The 20,786-nt window shown below is 42.3% G+C and carries 18 protein-coding genes, 5 tRNA genes and 1 pseudogene; 8 read left to right on the forward strand and 16 right to left on the reverse strand.

The features are described from left to right. Window positions 1-167: 167 nt before the first annotated feature. From clpP to AC2CZC_RS02525, 7 genes and pseudogenes are all read right to left on the reverse strand, one after another. Window positions 168-776 carry an ATP-dependent Clp endopeptidase proteolytic subunit ClpP gene (gene clpP / locus AC2CZC_RS02495; protein ID WP_063360399.1) on the reverse strand — a complete coding sequence of 203 codons (609 nt, stop codon included), beginning with the start codon at window positions 774-776 and terminating at the stop codon, window positions 168-170. Between the two features lie 189 nt (window positions 777-965). After that, a pseudogene (tig, locus tag AC2CZC_RS02500) lies at window positions 966-2,272 on the reverse strand (trigger factor). A 273-nt stretch (window positions 2,273-2,545) separates the two neighbouring features. After that, a tRNA-Pro gene (locus tag AC2CZC_RS02505) sits at window positions 2,546-2,622 on the reverse strand. Between the two features lie 24 nt (window positions 2,623-2,646). Then, a tRNA-Pro gene (locus AC2CZC_RS02510) sits at window positions 2,647-2,723 on the reverse strand. Between the two features lie 21 nt (window positions 2,724-2,744). Continuing rightward, window positions 2,745-2,820: transfer RNA gene (locus tag AC2CZC_RS02515), tRNA-His, on the reverse strand. A 28-nt stretch (window positions 2,821-2,848) separates the two neighbouring features. Continuing rightward, window positions 2,849-2,925, reverse strand: a tRNA-Arg gene (locus AC2CZC_RS02520). 49 nt (window positions 2,926-2,974) lie between these two features. Further along, window positions 2,975-3,051: transfer RNA gene (locus AC2CZC_RS02525), tRNA-Pro, on the reverse strand. Window positions 3,052-3,442: 391 nt separating this feature from the next. Here AC2CZC_RS02525 and folD point away from each other — a divergent pair. Continuing rightward, a complete protein-coding gene (folD, locus tag AC2CZC_RS02530; protein WP_063360401.1) occupies window positions 3,443-4,297 on the forward strand; it encodes a bifunctional methylenetetrahydrofolate dehydrogenase/methenyltetrahydrofolate cyclohydrolase FolD in 855 nt (284 codons plus the stop codon). Between the two features lie 19 nt (window positions 4,298-4,316). Here the strand turns inward: folD and AC2CZC_RS02535 are convergent, their stop codons facing one another. The 4 genes from AC2CZC_RS02535 to cysS all read right to left on the reverse strand — a co-directional run bounded on the left by AC2CZC_RS02535 (window position 4,317) and on the right by cysS (window position 7,452). Continuing rightward, window positions 4,317-4,730 (reverse strand): hypothetical protein, encoded by a 414-nt coding sequence (locus tag AC2CZC_RS02535; protein WP_484583720.1) that lies wholly within the window; start codon window positions 4,728-4,730, stop codon window positions 4,317-4,319. A 117-nt stretch (window positions 4,731-4,847) separates the two neighbouring features. Further along, complete coding sequence (locus AC2CZC_RS02540; RefSeq protein WP_484583721.1) at window positions 4,848-5,129, reverse strand: hypothetical protein; 282 nt, start codon at window positions 5,127-5,129, stop codon at window positions 4,848-4,850. Window positions 5,130-5,248: 119 nt separating this feature from the next. After that, entirely contained in the window at window positions 5,249-5,707 is a 459-nt protein-coding gene (locus AC2CZC_RS02545; RefSeq protein ID WP_484583722.1) for a RidA family protein, read from the reverse strand. Between the two features lie 365 nt (window positions 5,708-6,072). After that, entirely contained in the window at window positions 6,073-7,452 is a 1,380-nt protein-coding gene (gene cysS / locus AC2CZC_RS02550) for a cysteine--tRNA ligase (RefSeq protein WP_484583723.1), read from the reverse strand. Between the two features lie 207 nt (window positions 7,453-7,659). Here cysS and AC2CZC_RS02555 point away from each other — a divergent pair, with 207 nt between their 5' ends. Both AC2CZC_RS02555 and AC2CZC_RS02560 read left to right on the forward strand, forming a co-directional pair. Continuing rightward, window positions 7,660-8,154, forward strand: coding sequence for a peptidylprolyl isomerase (locus AC2CZC_RS02555; RefSeq protein ID WP_284020292.1), 495 nt, complete (start codon window positions 7,660-7,662; stop codon window positions 8,152-8,154). A gap of 52 nt (window positions 8,155-8,206) precedes the next feature. Next, window positions 8,207-8,926, forward strand: coding sequence for a UDP-2,3-diacylglucosamine diphosphatase (locus AC2CZC_RS02560; protein WP_484583724.1), 720 nt, complete (start codon window positions 8,207-8,209; stop codon window positions 8,924-8,926). A gap of 47 nt (window positions 8,927-8,973) precedes the next feature. On the opposite strand, the gene AC2CZC_RS02565 is transcribed toward AC2CZC_RS02560, so the two are convergent. The 5 genes from AC2CZC_RS02565 to AC2CZC_RS02585 form a co-directional block, all read right to left on the reverse strand. Beyond that, complete coding sequence (locus AC2CZC_RS02565) at window positions 8,974-9,897, reverse strand: glycosyltransferase family 2 protein (RefSeq protein ID WP_484583725.1); 924 nt, start codon at window positions 9,895-9,897, stop codon at window positions 8,974-8,976. After that, entirely contained in the window at window positions 9,854-10,993 is a 1,140-nt protein-coding gene (locus AC2CZC_RS02570; protein WP_484583726.1) for a polysaccharide pyruvyl transferase family protein, read from the reverse strand. The genes AC2CZC_RS02565 and AC2CZC_RS02570 overlap by 44 nt, the downstream gene beginning before the upstream one ends. A 225-nt stretch (window positions 10,994-11,218) precedes the next feature. Beyond that, the gene (locus AC2CZC_RS02575; RefSeq protein ID WP_484583727.1) at window positions 11,219-11,908 is read right to left on the reverse strand and encodes a sugar transferase; all 690 of its coding nucleotides are present in this window, start codon (window positions 11,906-11,908) and stop codon (window positions 11,219-11,221) included. 2 nt (window positions 11,909-11,910) lie between these two features. After that, complete coding sequence (locus AC2CZC_RS02580) at window positions 11,911-13,167, reverse strand: WecB/TagA/CpsF family glycosyltransferase (RefSeq protein WP_484583728.1); 1,257 nt, start codon at window positions 13,165-13,167, stop codon at window positions 11,911-11,913. 203 nt (window positions 13,168-13,370) lie between these two features. Then, entirely contained in the window at window positions 13,371-14,114 is a 744-nt protein-coding gene (locus AC2CZC_RS02585) for a hypothetical protein (protein ID WP_484583729.1), read from the reverse strand. 237 nt (window positions 14,115-14,351) lie between these two features. On the opposite strand from AC2CZC_RS02585, the gene AC2CZC_RS02590 reads away from it, so the two are divergent. From AC2CZC_RS02590 to AC2CZC_RS02610, 5 genes are all read left to right on the forward strand, one after another. Then, a complete protein-coding gene (locus tag AC2CZC_RS02590; RefSeq protein WP_484583730.1) occupies window positions 14,352-15,980 on the forward strand; it encodes an LruC domain-containing protein in 1,629 nt (542 codons plus the stop codon). 13 nt (window positions 15,981-15,993) lie between these two features. Beyond that, the gene (locus AC2CZC_RS02595) at window positions 15,994-16,608 is read left to right on the forward strand and encodes a hypothetical protein (protein WP_211036905.1); all 615 of its coding nucleotides are present in this window, start codon (window positions 15,994-15,996) and stop codon (window positions 16,606-16,608) included. A gap of 260 nt (window positions 16,609-16,868) precedes the next feature. Beyond that, the gene (locus AC2CZC_RS02600) at window positions 16,869-18,317 is read left to right on the forward strand and encodes a sigma-54-dependent transcriptional regulator (protein WP_211036904.1); all 1,449 of its coding nucleotides are present in this window, start codon (window positions 16,869-16,871) and stop codon (window positions 18,315-18,317) included. A 175-nt stretch (window positions 18,318-18,492) separates the two neighbouring features. Beyond that, window positions 18,493-19,734, forward strand: coding sequence for an oligosaccharide flippase family protein (locus AC2CZC_RS02605; protein ID WP_484583731.1), 1,242 nt, complete (start codon window positions 18,493-18,495; stop codon window positions 19,732-19,734). A gap of 10 nt (window positions 19,735-19,744) precedes the next feature. Further along, window positions 19,745-20,752, forward strand: coding sequence for a glycosyltransferase family 2 protein (locus tag AC2CZC_RS02610; RefSeq protein ID WP_484583732.1), 1,008 nt, complete (start codon window positions 19,745-19,747; stop codon window positions 20,750-20,752). The last annotated feature ends 34 nt before the right edge of the window (window positions 20,753-20,786 follow it).

A 20,786-nucleotide genomic window follows, 5' to 3' on the forward strand; every position in this document is an offset into this window, starting at 1 on the left:
TACCAAATAAACTTTCAGTTGGCATAACTAAGCTGAAGCAAAGTGTCGCTGTTCGGTCAAAAGCAGCGAAATTACACCTAAAGTAAGTCACTTGGACATCCTTAAGATATAGATCCAAGTTTCATTATTTCAAGGTGTAATTATTCACCTTTCTTTAGCTTTAATTTTTATCGGCTCGTATGAACCGCGTCAACCAAACCGTAATCGACTGCTTCTTGCGCATTCATAAAGTTATCACGGTCAGTATCGTTGGCAAGCACCTCATACGGTTGCCCTGTGTGCTCAGCCATTAACCTGTTTAATTTTTCTTTAATTGTTAGAATTTCTTTGGCATGAATTTCAAAGTCAGATGCCTGACCTTGGAAACCACCAAGCGGTTGGTGGATCATCACACGCGAGTTTGGCAGGCAGTATCGTTTGCCTTTTGCACCGCCAGACAGCAAAAATGCGCCCATACTGGCAGCTTGTCCTACACAGACAGTACTCACATCTGGTTTGATGAAATTCATAGTATCGTAAATTGACATACCCGCGGTTACAGAACCACCTGGTGAGTTAATGTATAAGAAAATATCTTTATCAGGACTTTCTGATTCTAAAAACAGCATCTGCGCCACAATTAAATTGGCCATATGGTCTTCAACTTGGCCAGTTAAGAAAATAATTCTTTCTTTTAACAGGCGCGAGTAAATATCGTAGGAGCGCTCACCTTTCGCTGTTTGTTCAACAACCATAGGCACTAAGGCGTTTAGAGGATCTATCATACCGTCATTCATATTATTGGTTCCTTTATATGCGAGGCAGGCTTGCCGCGATATTCAAGCATCACTGCTTGAACGGGCCTTAAATTATTATCGCTAATAACGAAAAAGGCTCGCAGCGCTGCATTTAACAGAGCATTACGAGCCATTTAAGCGTTAGCTTAGCTGTAAGTCAATGCTTTCCTCAAAGACGAGGTAAGAAACTTACTCTGCAGCTTGCTGTGGGTTCATGATATCGTCAAAAGATTTTTCAACATCAGTAACCGTTGCACTTGAAAGTACAGCTTCAACAGCTTGCTCTTCCATTGCAACATTACGCATTTGCTGCATTAATTGATCATTTTCTTTGTAGTAGTTAACTACTTCTGATGGATCTTCGTAAGCAGAAGCAACAGTTTCAATTAGAGACTCAACTTTTGCATCATCAACTTTGATGTCATTTGCCTTGATCACTTCACCTAGAAGAGACCAGTCTTAACGCGTGTTACAGCTTGCTCGTGGAAAAGCTCAGCTGGAAGCTCAGGCATGTTTTTAGCGTCGCCGCCAAAACGCTGCGCAGCTTGCTGACGAAGTGCATCGATTTCTTGATCGATAAGTGCTTTAGGCACTTCAACTTCGTTTGTGTCTAGAAGACCTTTGATCGCTTGCTCTTTAACCTTCGCTTTAACAGCTTGGTCAAGTTCACGAGTCATGTTCTTCTTAACTTCTTCTTTAAGTGCGTCAACGCCACCTTCAGCAACACCAAACTTAGTTGCGAACTCATCGCTTAGCTCAGGTAACTCTTGAGCTTCAACTTTCTTCACAGTGATAGTGAATTGAGCTGGCTTACCTTTTAGGTTTTCAGCGTGGTATTCTTCAGGGAAAGTAACATCAGCTACAACTTCTTCGCCTGCTTTTTTACCTACGATGCCATCTTCAAAACCTGGGATCATACGACCTTGACCAAGTTCTAGAGGGAAGTCTTCAGCTTTACCGCCTTCAAACTCTTCACCGTCAACAGTACCTAGGAAGTCAACAGTTACGCGATCGTTTTCGCCTGCTGCTGCATCTACTTCAGTCCAAGTTGCGTGCTGCTTGCGAAGTGTCTCAAGCATGTTAGCAAGATCATCTTCAGTTACTTCAACAACTGGCTTTTCAACAGCTACTTTATCTAGGTCTTTAATCTCTACTTCTGGGTAAACTTCAAAAGTTGCTTCAAACTCTAGATCTTTACCAGCTTCAAGTGATTTTGGAGCAAAGCTCGGTGCACCTGCTGGATTAATTTTTTCAGAAACGATTGCTTCAATGTAGTTACGCTGCATAAGGTCGCCAGCAACTTCTTGACGTACTGCCGCACCATAGCGCTTGTTGATCACAGAAACTGGTACTTTACCAGGACGGAAACCGTCAATACGCTGTGTTTTAGACAGTTGTTGTAAGCGTTTTTTTACTTCAGTCTCAACGTTCTCTGCAGGAACGGTGATAGTCAGACGGCGCTCAAGGCCTTGAGTCGTCTCAACAGAAACTTGCATGATATACCTCAATTTTCATTTTTGGCGGCAACGCGCCTTCCTTCACAAACAAGTCGATATTAACGTGCAATCGGAAGTAATGCATATGCTGCATTTACTGACAACCAATTACATATCGATCTTGCTGCCTGCCCCATCAGGGCACTATGTTAAACATTAGACGCGGCATTATAACCTATAAAACGGGAGAGTCGAGCAATCAGAACAAATAAATAATAGGAAAACGAACAGTGAATAAATTAGATAAAAAATAAGATAAATTAGAGGGGGAGATGGTCGGCGATGCAGGATTTGAACCTGCGACCCCTTGGACCCAAACCAAGTGCGCTACCAAGCTGCGCTAATCGCCGATAATATATTTTTTTTCAGAAAAGTGGTCGGCGATGCAGGATTTGAACCTGCGACCCCTTGGACCCAAACCAAGTGCGCTACCAAGCTGCGCTAATCGCCGATGTATTTTATGAGTAGTAGATGGGGCGACTGATGGGGCTCGAACCCACGACAACCGGAATCACAATCCAGGGCTCTACCAACTGAGCTACAGCCGCCACTACATACTTGTGGACTTTGTTTAAATGGCGCACCCGGAAGGATTCGAACCTTCGACCCACGGCTTAGAAGGCCGTTGCTCTATCCAGCTGAGCTACGGGCGCAACACAAACAACACTTGTGTGCTATCCACCCACTCTCTCAAAGAGAAAGTGGTCGGCGATGCAGGATTTGAACCTGCGACCCCTTGGACCCAAACCAAGTGCGCTACCAAGCTGCGCTAATCGCCGATTTTGTTACTTAACTTAAAGTGTTTTGTTTAACACCCCTCGTTGGCAACGGGGTGCATAATAGGGTTTTGAGTTGTTGAGGTCAAACATTTTTTTTATAAATTCGTTCAACTGCCTATTTTTGACACAAAAGGACTAAAAAGCAGCTAAAAAAGACAAAAAACACTCAACACTGACCATGACTTATATTAATGCACGTATATATTCACGCAATCTTGCTTGGCTAATTAGCTCAAGTTTGCGAAAATATAGACAATACAGTAGGCCAGCCAAATAAAAGCGACGTTATCGTTGCTAACTACAGCAGCCACTGTGCATATTATTACTAGAGTAACCCCATTTAGGCTCTATAATCGTTCAAGTTAATAACCCCTATATATAAAGGTCACCCATGACGGCAAACATCATTGATGGCAAAGCAATTGCGAAACAGGTTCGCAGCACAGTCGCAACACGTGTTGAACAGCGCGTATCACAAGGACTCAGAGCCCCAGGATTAGCAGTAGTACTTGTCGGACAAGACCCTGCTAGCCAAGTATATGTTGGCTCAAAGCGCAAGGCATGTGAAGAAGTCGGCTTTGTTTCTAAATCATACGACTTGCCAAGTGACGCAAGTGAAACACAGTTACTTGATTTAGTAGATAATCTTAATGCAGACCCAGAAGTTGATGGTATTTTAGTGCAACTTCCTTTACCTGAAGGACTTGATGCAGAGAAAATCCTTGAACGTATCCATCCACATAAAGATGTAGATGGCTTTCATCCATATAATGTGGGAAGACTTGCACAAAGAATGCCTGCTCTGAGACCTTGTACGCCAAAAGGCATTATTACTTTATTGGACTCAACCGGTGTTCGTTACAAAGGCATGCATGCCGTTGTTGTTGGCGCCTCAAATATTGTTGGCAGACCTATGTCTTTAGAGCTACTGCTTGCTGGTTGCACCACAACGGTTTGTCATAAGTTCACACAAGATCTTGAGTCACATGTTCGCCGCGCCGATTTACTCGTTGTTGCGGTAGGTAAACCTGAATTCATCCCTGGCGAGTGGGTAAAAGAAGGTGCAATTGTTATTGATGTAGGTATTAACCGTTTAGAATCAGGAAAACTTGTTGGTGACGTGCAATATGATGTTGCAGAACAAAAAGCCAGCTTTATTACACCAGTACCAGGCGGTGTCGGCCCAATGACTGTGGCGAGTCTGATTGAAAATACATTGGAAGCGTGCGAAAACTATCACAGCTAATGTATTGGGGCACTCACACTTAAGGGTGCTCCACTTTCACCCCTTCTTCATCTTCTTCACCCCCTCCACGTCTATACTCTTTTGCTAACATCTCTTGCAAAGCGGACATTTGCTTTTCAAATTCTTTTTGATCAATTTCACCGGACTCAAGCCTTGCCATCAGCTCTTGCATTTTCGACTCTATTTCTTTGACCTTATCTTCATTCACCCCAATACGATTAAACATCATTGATTGACGAGCCTTTGCTAAGAAGCTGTCATTTAAACGAGAAACTGAAAGATCTTTTTGCCTTAATGATTGAGATAATTCCGAGCCTGTACTGTGGCTAGTCATTTCTTTAGCAAACACCTGAGGCTCGCGCTCTTTTGATTTAGGCCCTTTTGTTTGAGCTAATTCGATGGGGGTAATTGAGGCGCTTTTATGTAATAACATTGTCTTCTCCTTAAACTATGGCAAATATACTCCTCTACCACAAATTCAAAGCAAGCAACGAGCCAAGTGGCGGCAGTAAACAACTTGGCCTGTCACATTTAGCGCCTGGAACCTAAATTATCTACACGTAGACTTAATAATTGCTAATTGTGTTTCTTGTGCCTTTATATCGTTATTTGTAATAGCAACAGCATGATCGACTTTGGCGTTTTTACACTTTTCTGTTAGCTCTTTATTCATGAGATAAACTTTATCTTTTTGCGACTGCACAACCCCTTCAACACCTTGGTATTCTGTACGTTCTTCTGGGGCTGCATCTTTATCAAAAGACTCACCTTCATTAACCTTACATCCGGTTAAAAGCAGTGCAAATAAACCAATACCAAAAGCAAATTTCATTATCTTCAACTCCTTATTTATTGCTTAGAGCGCAAAATAACATGCACTCTAAGATTAACAAAGCGTTAAACAGATAAACTAAATGAGGAACAAGCCGAACATTTTATTACTTACCGTTATTATCTTGGTATTGCCGCCATACACTCCACTTCTACTCGAGCACCTAATGCTAACCCACTGGTTGCGAAAGCACTTCGCGCTGGATAAGGTTTTGAAAAGTACTTTGTATATACCGTATTGAATTTAGGCCACTCACTTATATCAGCAAGCATAATCGTACACTTCACAATATTCTGCATCGATAATCCATGTGCTTCCAAGCTTGCTTGAATATTTTCCATGGTTTGCTTACTTTCACTGGTAATACCGCCTTTCACCAGCTGCGTTGTCCCGGGTTGAATACCAATTTGGCCAGATAAGTAGACCATATCATTTACCCGTACCGCCTCTGAAAATGGCAAATTATGGCCAGCAGGTAAAACAGCGTAAGAGTTTAAGTGCTCAACCTGCTTGTTAGGTTTAGCGATGCCGTAGCCAGCTGCGGCCAAAAAAGTTAAAGCAATTATTTTTTCCTTCATCACACTCTTCCGTCTAAAACACAATACCTCAAAAATACCACTGTTCATAAAAAAACCAAGCAAATATTTCTGAGCAAATACAGCGATTAACTCACTCTGATAGTAAAATTAGAATCGCTTAAGAACGAAGAGGGGCTTAACAAAGGAATACGTTATAAATATCAATATAAAGATAAGAACTTAAGTCACTAGAACATCGCGCGCGCTCATGCTCAAACACCGGAATAATACAACTAGTTATCGTACTAAAACAGGATAGAGCATCACGAAACATACCACGCCAACCACCTTGGCTATACGTATTGCTACAAACAAAAAAGGAGCACTCAGCAGTGCTCCTTTTGAAGTAATTCATTAAGATGTGCTTATGCTTTACGCCAAGTTGTTTTTCCAGCACTGTCTTCAAGTACGACACCCAGCGCAGTTAAAGCATCTCTCGCCTCATCAGCGGCAGTCCAATCTTTATTGGCACGTGCAGTGTTGCGCTGCTCGATCAAGGCTTCAATCTTTGCTACTTCATCTTCATCTTGATCACCTTGTAAAAAACTCTCCGGCGTCTGTTGAGCGATACCTAATACTTCAGCCAATTTAACCAAGATATATGCGTGCTCACCTGCGGCTCTCACGTCAGTATCTTTCAATAAGTTTACTTCTTTGGCCAACTCAAAAATAACAGGTAAAGCTTCTGGCGTATTGAAGTCATCATTCATTGCAGCTTCAAAACGTTCTGCGTAATCATTACCCTTTAGCTCAACTTCCACCAACTCCACACCGCGTAGAGCCGTGTAGATACGCTCTAAAGATGAACGAGCTTGGTCTAAGTTTTCTTGTGAGTAGTTTAATTGGCTACGATAGTGACCATTGATCAAGAAATAACGTACCGTCTCGCGGTCATAGGCTTTTAATACTTCACGTACAGTAAAGAAATTGCCTAAAGATTTAGACATTTTTTCTTTGTTTACCTGTACCATACCTGTATGGATCCAAGTATTTACGTAACAGCCATTGTTTGCGCAGCAAGACTGTGCAATTTCATTTTCATGGTGTGGGAACTGTAGATCTGAACCGCCACCATGAATATCAAATAAATCACCTAAGTGCTTAGAGCTCATTGCACTACATTCAATATGCCAACCAGGTCGACCTTCGCCCCAAGGAGATGTCCAAGATGGCTCGCCCGGCTTGGCCTTTTTCCAAAGTACAAAGTCTAGTGGATCATCTTTGCCTTCAGCCACTTCAACACGCGCACCGGCTTGTAGCATATCTAGGTCTTGCTGGGATAGCTGGCCATAATCTTTAAATGTAGAAACATCAAATAGTACGTCGCCACTTTTTCCAACATAAGCATGCTTTTTAGCAATTAAACGCTCAATCATTTCGATGATTTCATCCATATGACCCGTTACTGTTGGCTCAATGTCAGCAGGTAAGATATTTAGCGCTTCAAAATCATCGTGCATAGCTTTGGTCATACGCACTGTCAGTTCGTTGATCTCTTCTTTATTCTCTGTAGCACGCTTGATAATTTTATCGTCTATATCCGTGATATTACGAACATACGTGACATCGTAACCTAAATAGCGAAAATAGCGGTTGATTACATCGAAAGATACATATGTGCGCGCATGTCCTACATGACAGAAATCATAGATTGTAATACCACACACATACATGCCGACTTTGCCTTCAACAAGCGGTTTAAATTGTGACTTTTGACGTGTCAGTGTGTCGTATATCTGCAACATGTAGTGATTTTCCTAAATTCGAGTTTGAAACTTTTGCATCATATCACTTGAAAAAGCTCGTCACCACTGTAAAAAGGCGAATTTCACCCTATCTAGGTATCAAAATTTAAACAGCAAAACTGTCAAAGTTATTTCAACACTTTGTAGTTCAGCAGATGTACTATAAAATAGCGTTTTAATCTTATCATTGTAATTCAAGGACCCATTATGGTTGTTTTACAAACAAACTTCGGCGAAATCAAAATCGCACTATTTGAAAAAGAAGCACCTACTACAGTTGCAAACTTCAAAAAATATGTTGAAAGCGGCTTTTACACTGGCACTATCTTTCACCGTGTGATCGATGGCTTCATGATCCAAGGTGGTGGTTTTGAGCCGGGTATGAGTCAGAAAGAAGTTGACGCGCCTATCCAAAATGAAGCAAACAATGGTCTTGCTAATAAGGTTGGTACTCTTGCCATGGCACGTACGCCAGATCCTCACTCTGCAACAGCTCAGTTTTTCATTAACGTGAATGACAATGACTTCTTAAACTTCTCAAGCGAAACATCTCAAGGTTGGGGTTATTGCGTATTTGCTGAAGTTGTTGAAGGCATGGACGTTGTAAACAAGATCAAAGGTGTTGCAACAGGTTCATCTGGCTTCCATCAGGATGTGCCACTAGACGATGTAATCATCGAAAGTGCAACCATCACTGAATAACACTGACTAAAAATATGAGCGCTGCGGCGCTCATATTTATACAAGAGACATCATGCGCAAGACCTACTTTATTTCTGACCTTCATTTAACCGAACACAGACCAGACATTACCAACGCCTTTTATAACTTTTTAGATGCTTATATAGACAACAGCGTAGATGCGTTATACATATTGGGTGACTTTTTTGAAGTTTGGATTGGCGATGATGAAGGCGACCCACTTGCAATTGAAGTAGCAAAACGACTCAAATCCATCAGCCTTACAGGTACAAATGTGTACTTTATTCACGGCAACCGTGATTTTTTAATTGGCGAACAGTATGCCAAGTTATGTGGCATGACTTTGTTACCTGAGCAAGCAGTAATCGACTTATACGGCATACCTACACTGATTTTGCACGGTGATGAAATGTGTACTCAAGATGTCGAGTATCAAAAGTTTCGAAAAAAGAGTCGCGGCTGGTGGTGGCCAAAATTAATGCTCGCAATGCCGCTTTGGTACAGACGTAGAGTAGCAAAAAATGCCAGAGCAAAAAGCAAGCTTAATCAACAAGGCAAAGCGCCCAGCATATTAGATGTGACAGACGACGCAGTCGCCGAGATGTTTGAAAAATACAATGTACAGCACATGATCCACGGCCATACACATAGGCCAAAAGTACATAAAGATAAGTTCACTAGAACAGTGCTCGGAGATTGGTATAGTCAAAGCTCATATTTACTTGTGACAGAACAGACTCAATCTTTAGAACAACACGCTTTTAGCGAATAAAGTACCTAAGTACTTTACTCGCTCAATATTGAACACCTTGTCACAGTCTATGCTGCTTTAGAGAAAATAGACATTGGCGTAGATACCAGCTTGTAAAAACTCCAATGAACGGGTTTAGTGCGAGATACTGGGTTTGACAGTAACAGTGCAGCATAATCATAAGAGCCATGTTTAATATGGCGTTTAGCCAAGTCGCAAATATGTGCGCCAACATACTTTAATACCATCTGCTCTAACTTGGGTGAGATACGCCCTGCTTTCACATCATCCAGCAAACGCTCTGCAAATGGACATAACTCTTTTGGCGGTGCCTTGTCACACGCACTATTTTGAGTGCCTTGAAAGTAAAAACTTTCAATTAACGGAGAGTAGGCAATACGCGAGTACAAAGCAAAGTTAACATAAAAGCTCTGATCTTCTCCCATCCACTCACCGCGCGGGAAGCCACCTAACTCATCAAATGTCGACTTTCTTACAACGATACTCGACATGGTAAATGGTAAGTCCCCACTTGCTGCGACCGCGAAATAGTTATCCATTTCATAGCCGTTAGCATCCCATTGAGTCAACGCAATTTTTGCGTCTTTATAATCATTATCGCCGTATACTTTCTGGTAACGCGTTGCATATAAGCCCATGTTTGGATATTGATTAATTAAATCTGCAATGCGATTCAAGAAAAATGGCGACCATGTATCATCGGCATCTAAAAAAGCAATAAACTCATTCTTGGCGATATTAGCACCTGCATTACGCGCTTCTGATACACCTTGGTTTGCCTGCTTCACTAATTTTACGTTACTGATATTTAAAGCAGTGACAATATCTGCACTGTCATCTGTAGAGCCATCATCAATGATAATGATTTCATCTGCTTCATAGCTCTGAGCAACCACACTGTTAATTGCACGCTCAATGCAATCACGCTTATTGTACAGAGGGATAACAACTGAGAATTTGATGCTGTTCATATTCATTGCTCCAATTATTCATTGATAATGCGACCGCTTGCTCTACTGGTAGTGTTGGTGCTACACAGTGACCCGATACAACCTGATTTGTGATATTGATGACCTCTAGTGGGTCATAGTCATTAGCATCAAATTGATACATGTCTGCCATACCAATTTGCTTTGACCATTGCTTACACTTGCTGTGATACTGCAAGTTAATAAACGGCGTATTCATCATGTAGGCATAAACTGCTGCATGTAATCTCATGCCTATCACTGCTTTAAACATTGCCATGGTTTGTAGTAAGCGCAGTGGATTCACCGTGTAACGAATACGTTTAACTGGTACATAACTTGGCATTTTGCGAAGAATTTGCTCATGCACATTGTTATCACCTAATGTGCTGTGGTCGTTAAAATCTACAAGGTAAATGTCTTCACGTGTCATTTCCCAAATAGCGGTCATCAACTTCACTGCTTTTCTGATTCTTGCACGCTCGCTTAACTGATCTGCTTCACCAAAAGCGTTAATTGCCTGCTGACAGAAATTAAATGCGACACCTCTGCGCTCAATTGCTTGAATTGAATTGCCGAAGTAATGTAACAGCGAAGGTGCTAAATCAAATGTCTGCGCTATATTGGCATTCGGTGCAATCGCTTTCGCAATTTCGAAACTTTTCGCATCTCTTACACCAGTGAAGTGGCATTTGTTTAAAAGCTTCGCACACTGCTTTTCGTCTGCTGTTGTTTTGAAATCCTCAATCCCAACACCAACGGCATAGCTAGACTGTTTGCCACACAGAGTGACCATATGACACTTTTGTGCAATATCTCTGCTTGAATGCAATACCGAGCCACCACCAAAAACAATTTTCTTTGCATTAAACGCACGTTTGTAATGCGTTACTCTTTGGTGGCCTCTAAACAACATCGGCGCTTGACCTTGTACCTCTAGCTGTCTCACTAAGCCATATTGATTGCTGGCATTAACAGCGATGTTGTTACTACCGAATGTGCTTTTTGCACCTTCTATACTTGCTAACATCAGCGCATCGTCTCCGCTGTTGCGCATGCCGTAGTAACCAACAACATATATGTCGTGTTTGCTTTGCATGTGTAATCCTCAACTCTGTGTCTATACCTAGATATTGCAGGGGCTGTGCCAAAACAAATTTTAATTTTAAACTCTCTATCATCAATAACTTAAAATAAAACCGAAATAAATGGTGGGTATTTTCACTATGAGAATTTGCAGAACGAAAATGCAAAATGCGGGAATTTTTAGAATAAAAAAGCCAGTAAATAAGTTACTGGCTGGATAAAGTGAAGAGATTGAATTTTAATATGCACCTTTTGCACCTACTACACATGGTACGGTTTTTAGTAAAATCTTAACATCGCTCATGATGCTCTGCTCAACAATATACTGCTCGTCCAATTGCACTTGCTGCTCAAATGTCGTATCAGCACGGCCTGTTACTTGCCAAAGACCTGTTAAACCCTGCTCTGAATTTAAACGTGATAGTTGTGCTGGTTTGTATTGTGCAACTTCCATCTCTAGCGCTGGTCTTGGACCGATTAACATCATGTCGCCTCTTACAACATTCAATAACTGCGGTAACTCATCAATCGAATATTTACGAATGAAACGACCAATACAAGTGATACGAGGGTCATGGATATACTTCTGACATACGCCCTCTCTAGAACTGTCTTTCTGGTCAGGCGCTTGGAAGCGCGGGTCGTCCTGCATATACATTGAACGGAACTTGTACATAGTGAAACGACGACCAAATTTACCTACTCTGGTTTGACGAAATACCACAGGCCCTTTGCTCTCTAGTTTAATCGCTAACATCAATAGTGATAATAGAGGGCTAATAGCTAATAATCCTAGCGCTGCAACCGCTCTTTGGAACCACACAGGAATGCCATGGTGGACACCGTCAATATGGTGGTTTGTTACTTTCTTTGCTGTTTGAGTTGATGCAGCTGTCACGTTTGTCGCAATTTTAGTTGTGATATCCATGATTAAAGCCCTCTGATAGATTGTTTTAAAATGAAAACTCGGAATAAGAACACTGGGTTGCCAATAACATAGCGATTGAACTTGGTTTTTGGCTCTTGCATTAAACGCCATACCCACTCTAAGCCCATTTCGCGCATCCAGAGCGGTGCTCTTGGAATTGCCCCAGAAAAGAAGTCAAATAAACCACCTACTGCCAATGCACACTGGCAATTTAAACGATGTTTGTTTTTAGCAAGCCATAATTCCTGGCGAGGTGATCCTAGAGCCACCAGCAAAATGGTCGCTCCGCTTTGATTAACTTGCTCGATGATGTCGTCATCACTGTTAAAATAACCGTGATGCGTGCCGCGAATGTCTAAGCCTGCATATTTTTCTTGTAGTGCCTCGCCCGCTTTTTCAGCAACACCTTCTTTTGCTCCTAACAAAAATAATGATTGTTCTGTTTGTACAGCCTGCTGACACAACAGTGGTAACATGTCAGTACCGTTAACATTGTCCGCTAAATCGATACCTGAATGCTGTGCCGCTATGCGCATGCCTGAGCCGTCAACAAAGTTCTTATCGCTACCGCAAAGCGTGCTGTGTAACGCTTTATTGCTCGCAGCTAAATTAATTGAATTCACATTAAGGAAGTAACCGACGCGGCAGTTTGTTTGTACTTGCTCACTGTGACATACCCAATTAATCGCATCGTGCATTGTGGTATTCGCGAACGGTATGCCAAACATCTGACTGTCATCTTGTGTTCTGCCACCCTTTTTATACAGCGCCTTACACACAACTAACTTAAACACCATCATCGCGTCTTGAATACAGTTTTGCTTCGCTTGTGCTTCGAGTAGTGATAGCTCATCACTTGCAACTAAACCTGTAGCCCGATGTAGCTGTAAGCAATCATACAAACCCGCTTTTTCACACGGTGATTTGAACCGCTTTACATTGGGGATTGACGTTGTGCCGCGAATAATGGGTGTGCCCACAAAGTGAACTTGACCCAATGCAACGTTAATTATGTTAGCACTTGATTTGAATAGGCCTGTTTGCCAGCTATATAGCTCAACCACGTCACCGCCGACATCAATCCAGTTTTCACTTTTTATTGGAGCCTTTAAAACTAGCGTGCTAAGTAGGATGTTTAAGATATATAAAGGAAGCAAAGCGACCATCAAAACGATTGCAAACGTAAATCTAATTACATTGCGTGTTGCACTTGTTTTTTCTGTAGATGCAATCTGGTGTTTGTTAGTTTGAGCAGCCATGTCACCACCTCCGTAATCTTTGTTGTAGAGGTAATTGCGAGGACTGTGCCAAATGAAATAAAAAACTTTAAAGTGTTGAATTATATTAATTTAATTAAAAATTTCAATTTTCTTATGAATAGAATTTCTTAATTTGCAAAGCACAACGAAAAGTGTTTTTTAATTTAAAAAATATGAGAGCAACTATTCGTTATACTTCCTTACTACTTACTAAATTGCGGATAAATACGACGAACTCTGTTAAATAACGCTGGCAGTTTACTGTTAACAACGGTGAGCTTTTTACCTTGTTGCTGGGCATCATTAAGGTCGCACTTAAGCAACAACTTACTCACTTTAAAAATGATTTTATGGACCATTTTATCAAAAAAGCTATTTTTCAAAGGGCCATAATTAAAGTGACGAATATAATCCGCCATGTCTTTAGAGTGTGTGTTATTCCATTTATCCGAAATCAACTGAAATCCATCGGTGCTTTTAGCAAAATGCGCGACATGCCCATTCTCCCCCCAACCAATTCCTTTCGACTCGGCCACCGGGGTTTCAATCGCGCCAAGCACTTGTTCAAACCAAGCGACTGCAGCAGAAGTATTGTGCACTAACATCACGCCTGAATTGATTTCGCCACTAAAACCGTGGGCCATATAAATGAACTTATCAGCAACAAGCAGCGATTCAACCTGTGGGCAATCGTCTTGTATGAATGCATCCGCATCAACAAACAACACATTAATATAGCCCGCCTGTAACGCAGCTTTTAAAAGTAACAGCTTAAGCCAGCAGCACTCTACCCCTAACGAGGTAAATAGAGGCCGAGTAATAACCACGTAGTCATACCCCATTTTTTTTGCATATCGCTTTTGACTTTTTATACAGTGGCTATAACGCCATTGGTAACCATTTAAAGCCACGCTAAATACCAGAGTCTCACTTTTATTCTTTGTCATTTACCACTCCTTAATCTGACTTCGTGCCTTTTTTAAATAAAGCAAACTCAACATAAGTTTGCACAAGAAATATTTTTTCATTTTAAGAAATCTAAAAAATATGCGTATTAATTTGCAAAAACCGCCCTCTTAAAAAACCACATAAAAACACAAGTAACTGTAATTTATAAACTTTATTTTCTGGCACAGTTGCTGCTCTTGTCTTATCAACTTAATCGAAAACAAGGTCTACACGTTATGAGCTATTTCACAAAGATGTGCGTTTCTGCTGCACTTTGCACCATGGCATCAAGCGCGGTTGCTGTACAGCTGGTCGATGGCAACTACGTATGGCAGTTCCAATCTGGGCAAGCTTGGCCAGGTGGGTATAATCAAAATACAGGTAAACCAGACAGCTTGATTTACGCACGCGACGAGTATAGTAGTGATTTTTTCCAACGTATCAGCAATGCACTACCCGAAGCAAAAGTAAACGAAGCCTTTATAACTGGTGACAGCGGCTCTACGATACACTTAGTAGAAGAAGCCGAAGTCTTTATTACCTTTATTCATGAAGGCGCCGGATATAAAAACTCTTTTGGATATTTCACTTTCGACCCAGAAAACCCGCCTACTTCAGCGGATCAAATACAAGAAACCATCGTATTTCCTAACTTAAGCTATCCGCATTTGACCAACGGTCACCGCGTCAGTATCGGCACACACCCTGCGGGCACCAGTATCGGCTTTTTCGTCGCAGCAAATGGTTTTTGGTACTACACAGGGGTGAAAAACTGGCAGATCCCTTACTATTACTCAATCTCGTCACTTAACCCTGAACCGACTGAAGACTTAAGACAGCATTGCGTGCTTCTATATGATGAGCAAGAACAAGAAGTGGTTATTGGTTTCGAAGACTTACCGCGTACTTGGGGTGACAATGATTTTAACGATGCCGTTTTCAGTGTGCAAAGTAGTCCAGGCACCGCTATTCAATCGAGCAATCTTGTTGTTATGCCTGAAGCCAACGACAGCGACGCAGATGGCATACCTGATGAACAGGATGAATTTCCGAATGATTTCAGACGTTCACACAGTCAGTATTTTCCTTCACAAACAGGGGTGTCAACACTCGCTTATGAAGATAATTGGCCACAGCGCGGTGACTATGACTTAAATGATTTAGTGGTGAAGCAACGCATACAAACAACGTTTGATGCAAACAACGAGGTCAGCGGGTTTATCTTACATGGTTGGATCACTGCACGTGGTGCCGCATATGAAAATGGCTATGCGCTTCGCATATTAGACTCAGCACCTGCGCTGATTGAAAAAGCCACTGTCACAATTGACGGTCAGGTGTTTGAAAAGAATGTTGAAGAGTATCAAACAAATGCCGTGTTACAACTTTGGAGCAATACACAGCTATTCACTCAAACCGGTGAATCAGGCAAGTGTACACACTTTAACACAGTGAAAGAATGCAGTTACTTCGAGCCAATACCGTTTACACTCGATGTGACATTTGAAGCATCTCAACCTTCACTCAGCATCGCGGACTTAGACTTCTTTATCTTCAGAACAGCAGATCGCACCATTGAAGTTCACATGGCTGACTATCCGCCAACAGATTTATTCGACCAAACGCGCTTTGGTAAGGTGGATGACTCATCAGATCCGAGCCTAAACCGCTATTTCAGAACGGCTGATAACTTGCCATGGGCACTGACAGTGAGCGAAGAGTTTAACTACCCGCGTGAATATATTGATGTGCTATGGGCATACCCTAACTACGAGACCTGGGTTGAATCAAGCGGTGCACAAGCACAGGATTGGTACAAAACCAGTGATAGAGACACCCACTACTACATGCCAGAATCAGAGTAATTAGGAGCGTACCATGAAAACAGTAACTAACTTAACCGCAATGTTCAGCATCACCCTATTGGCTACTCTGATGACAGGCTGTGGAGGCGGAGGCGGCGGCTCTGAATCAAGCGCGCCAGCACCCACTGCGACACAAACCAGTACGCAACCTGCTGCAACAGCAAATACAAGCACTGCTGCGAATGAACCACAGCAAACAGAGCCGGCACAAACACCGGAGCAAGAACCGGCGGTGACCATGGAAGATTTCATGCCACAGGCTGAGCTTAAAGAGTCTGCTGCAACAGACTCGACAGATCTCTATGTTATGCCTGATTTTAAATTTAGAACCAGCGATGAAGTCACAATGGAGTTCAGTGGTGAAAACGTGTTTGGTGAATCATTAGCAGGAAGAACCATTAAAATTTATTCATTTGATGTCGAGGTTCCATCTGTTGAAGACGAGTTGATGGGCAGTAAAGCGCTTGTTGCCACTCTAAGATTTAATCCATCAGGGCAACTACAGCACACCCTTACGTTACCACAGACTGCAAAAACGATGCTGGTACGCGTGGATAGCATGTTAGAGACAAACCAAGTGCTGTTTCCACTCGATTCAGACGAGACAATAGTCCATACATTTAAGTAAGCTCTCCAAGCCAAAGTGTGCTCTGCTTATGTGGAGCGCACTTTATTCCATCTCTTTCACACGCCCCCTCGCCCTGTCACAACAAAATTATCAGATCTTTATACGTTAGTCAGAATCTTTGTCTATGCTTGTTGCGGTTATATTTGTCGCATCGTGATAAATATTAAATATCCGCTACTTTCTGACAAAAGTCTTTGGAACTCTGAGAGTTACACTGCTATATCTTAATAGAGAACAAAAATTAATAAAGGAGCGCTTGAATGGATAAAATAACAGGACTTAATATTTTGCTAGTTGATGACGAGCCACATATTTTGCGCTCACTCAGCCGAGCATTGCGCTCCGATCAATATCATATTCATACCGCTGAAGGCGGACCTGCCGCACTTGAGATTTTGGCGAATGAATCCATAGATGTGGTCGTTACTGATAAAAATATGCCTGAGATGACAGGCAATGAACTACTCGCCATCATCGCCGAACAATACCCAGATACCATTCGCATTATGCTGACAGCCTTTACCGAGCAAGCTGCGCTCATTGACGCAATAAACCAAGGGAAAGTTTGGGGCTATATGCAAAAGCCTTGGGATAACGATAATCTCAGGATCACTATTGAACAGGCACTCCAGACTAAAATGCTCATTGCTGAGCGCAACATGCTGCGCGCCAGCCTAAAACGCTATAAAAGAGAACATAGATCTCAGTTCCAACGCTTTATTGGCGGCTCCTTAGCAATGCAAGTTGTATATAAATGTATCGATAAGGCTGCACCGAGCCGTGCTAATGTGTTTATCACCGGTCCCAGTGGAACGGGTAAAGAACTGGCCGCCGAGGCCATTCACAATTTAAGTCCTCGTCACAACAATGAGCTTGTCTGTATTAACTGTGCCGCGATCCCATCTGAATTGATGGAGTCCGAAATATTTGGCCATATTAAAGGCGCGTTCTCTGGCGCGACCAATAACCGCGATGGCGCAGCAACCTTAGCAGATGGCGGCACGCTATTTTTGGATGAAATTGGCGAAATGGATATGGCACTTCAAGCTAAAATTCTTCGCTTCATTCAAACGGGCACTTTTCAACGCGTCGGTAGCGGCAAGGTCGAAAAGGTCGATGTGCGGTTTGTGTGCGCTACCAACCGCAATCCACTGGAAGCCATTGAACAACAGCTGCTACGTGAAGACCTGTTTTATCGACTGAATGTCATCGCGATAGATATGCCCGCCTTGTCTGATCGTGATGAAGACCCTTTGCAAATTGCACTCTTCTATCTCAACAAATTTAGCGAAATGGAAAATAAGCTTTTTGTCGGTTTTTCAAAGCGCGCAGAACAGCTCATTTTGAATTATGCCTGGCCAGGTAACGTCAGGCAGCTAGAAAACCTCATTCACAGTGCCGTGGTGATGTCCGACGGGCCCATGGTCAGTGAAGAGACACTGATGCAACAATTACATTTAAAACCCAGTGAAGAGCTTTTCAAACCTAAAGACAAATCACCCGCCAATGCCATGCCTACCAATGGTGCAACACCATCAATGAGCACAGCAACGCCCGATGCCAGCAATATTGTGCCACTGTCAGAGGTTGAGCGCTTCGCCATTGAGCAAGCTTTATTGGTCTGTGAAGACAATGTAGTCAAAGCCGCGGGATTATTAGAAGTTAGCCCATCGACCTTGTATCGCAAAATACAAAAATGGGAGCCTTAGCAGCAATAGGCACTTTGCAAATTAAAAAGTATCTGCATTGCAAATTGCGAGTACAGCGTCATTTGATAAAGCGTAAAATTACAAAATAAATAGATATAACATAAAGTTAAAAATAAAATCAGAGTTGGCGTAATTATTGATTGATACAGGTATCACTTAAAACCGAGTAAACCGGATGCAATCAAACAAACATTCACTGAAGCTCCTACTGCGTAACACCTCTTGGCTGGTGGGTGCAGAAGTCGTAGCTAAAGCTACACGCTTACTGAGCATCATGGCAATGGCAGCATTTTTAGTTCCAGTAGAATATGGCGCAGCCATGTTAGCTTTGAGCATTCATGAGGTCATTCGTTTACTGTTACGCTCTGGCACCGGCGCGCAAATCATTCGCGCAAAAGACAGTGAATTACCTGATTATCTATCAAATGGTTTGTGCATACAGTGGTTACTGTGCATTGCGCTTTTTATCGTGCAACTGTTTGCAGCGTATGCAACCCAATGGCTTTTTCCAGAACATGACATCACCACCTTAGTGGCGTTAATGGCATTTACTTATTTGGTATTTCCAATAGTCAGCACCCGTGCGTTTTTAGTCCAACGCGACAACCGTATGGCACTGTTTAGCATGATCAGCAGTTGTTGCATCATCTTAGAGAACATCACCATTGCCGTTGCGCTGTATTTTGATGCGGGCTTGTTATCGATTGTTTACGCAAAATGGGCATTTGCACTGCTATGGCTTGGTGTTTTTTCACTGGTTGACACTCTACCTCATAAAATAGGCTTCAAGCGCGATACCTTTTTTTATTTACTTGGTTCTTCTACGCAACTCGCTGCTGCTGAAGGTCTGCGCTCACTGCGTATGAACATGGACATCTTCATTGGTGCAAGGTTACTCTCACCTGAACTGTTTGGCCTTTATAGCTTTGCAAAAAGTGCGGGCATTGGCCTTGCCATGTCAATCAGCCAAGCTTATATCACCGCACTATACCCATATGTTTGCCAGCAACAAAAAAATGCGCAAACAGGCAACCTAAATCAAAAAATCATGTTGGTTACCGCTGCGGTATCTGCCATTTTTGTATGCCAATCTATTTTGGTACCAGTCTATGTACCGTTTCTTTTCTCAGCAGATTGGCAGGCAAGTTTTACAACAACCAGTTTATTGTGCCTGATTGCAATCACAACAGTATGGTCAGACACCTACAGTGCCATGCTACGCAGTAAAGGCCTATTTAAGTTAGAAACACAACAATGTGCATTCTGCCTTATCGTATCCATCATCGGTGTATTGGCTATCGCACCCCAGCAGCCAGACACATTTGCCCTAGTTTTACTTTTGAGCAGCATATTGTGGCTAGTATTCCCTGCCATCAATGTACTTCTTGTCAAATTCAGCGCCATCAAAGCCGCCTAAGGAGCTTGCTATGACTACTTTAATCAACCCAACAGTTAGCGTCGTTATTCCTATGTACAATGTAGGTAAATATATTGAGCAAAGCATCGGTTCGGTACTGAAGCAAACTTATCAAGACTTTGAAATTTTATGTGTTGATGATGGCTGTAGTGACGATACTCTGGCTAAAGTCGCACAGTTTGATGACTCACGTATTCAAGTTATTCAGCAACTTAATCGTGGCCTGTCGGGTGCTAGAAACACAGGAATTCGAGCAGCGAAAGGTAAATACATTGCCCTACTGGACGCCGACGATTTTTGGTCAGCAAAAAAACTAGAATTACATGTCGCACACTTAGATAGCAACCCTAAAGTAGGTGTGAGCTACTGCCCATCTTTGTTTGTGGATGAAGACGGTGCGCCTCTTGGCATTGGCCAATTTCCCGCTTTAACAGGCATCACCACAAAACAAATTTTTTGCCGCAACCCGGTTGGTAATGGTTCAGCGCCTGTTATCAAAAAAGCGGTATTTGATGCAGTGGCCTTTCAAGATGGTATGCGTGCATGGACACAATACTTTGATGAAGAACTGCGTCAGTCTGAAGACATCGAGATGTGGTTAAGAATGGCGCTAGATACTGATTTTGAATTTGAAGGTATTGCGCAGCCACTGACTTATTATCGCGTCAACGCATCAGGCTTATCATCTAATTTGCATAAGCAATTTACAAGCTGGCAGTATGCTGTTGACCAAAACCGTATCGGCCATGAAGCCTTCTTCAATCAATATGCCTCACTGGCAAAAGCTTATCAGCTACGTTATTTATGCCGCCGTGCGATTCAGTCAAGAAACAGCACTCAGGCAATTAAGTTGATGCACCAAGCACTTAAAACTAACTGGCGTATTTTGAAAGAAGAACCAAAACGCACCCTAGCAACTTGGGCTTGTACGTATTTAAGTACATTACCTGCCTGTATTTATAACACCATAGAGAACGCTGCGATGCGCGGTGTTTCATACATTCAAAAGTCGCATTAATGTTTACTTATCACATTCAATACCCTTAAATAAA

It is taken from the genome of Pseudoalteromonas sp. MMG033, from assembly GCF_057197785.1.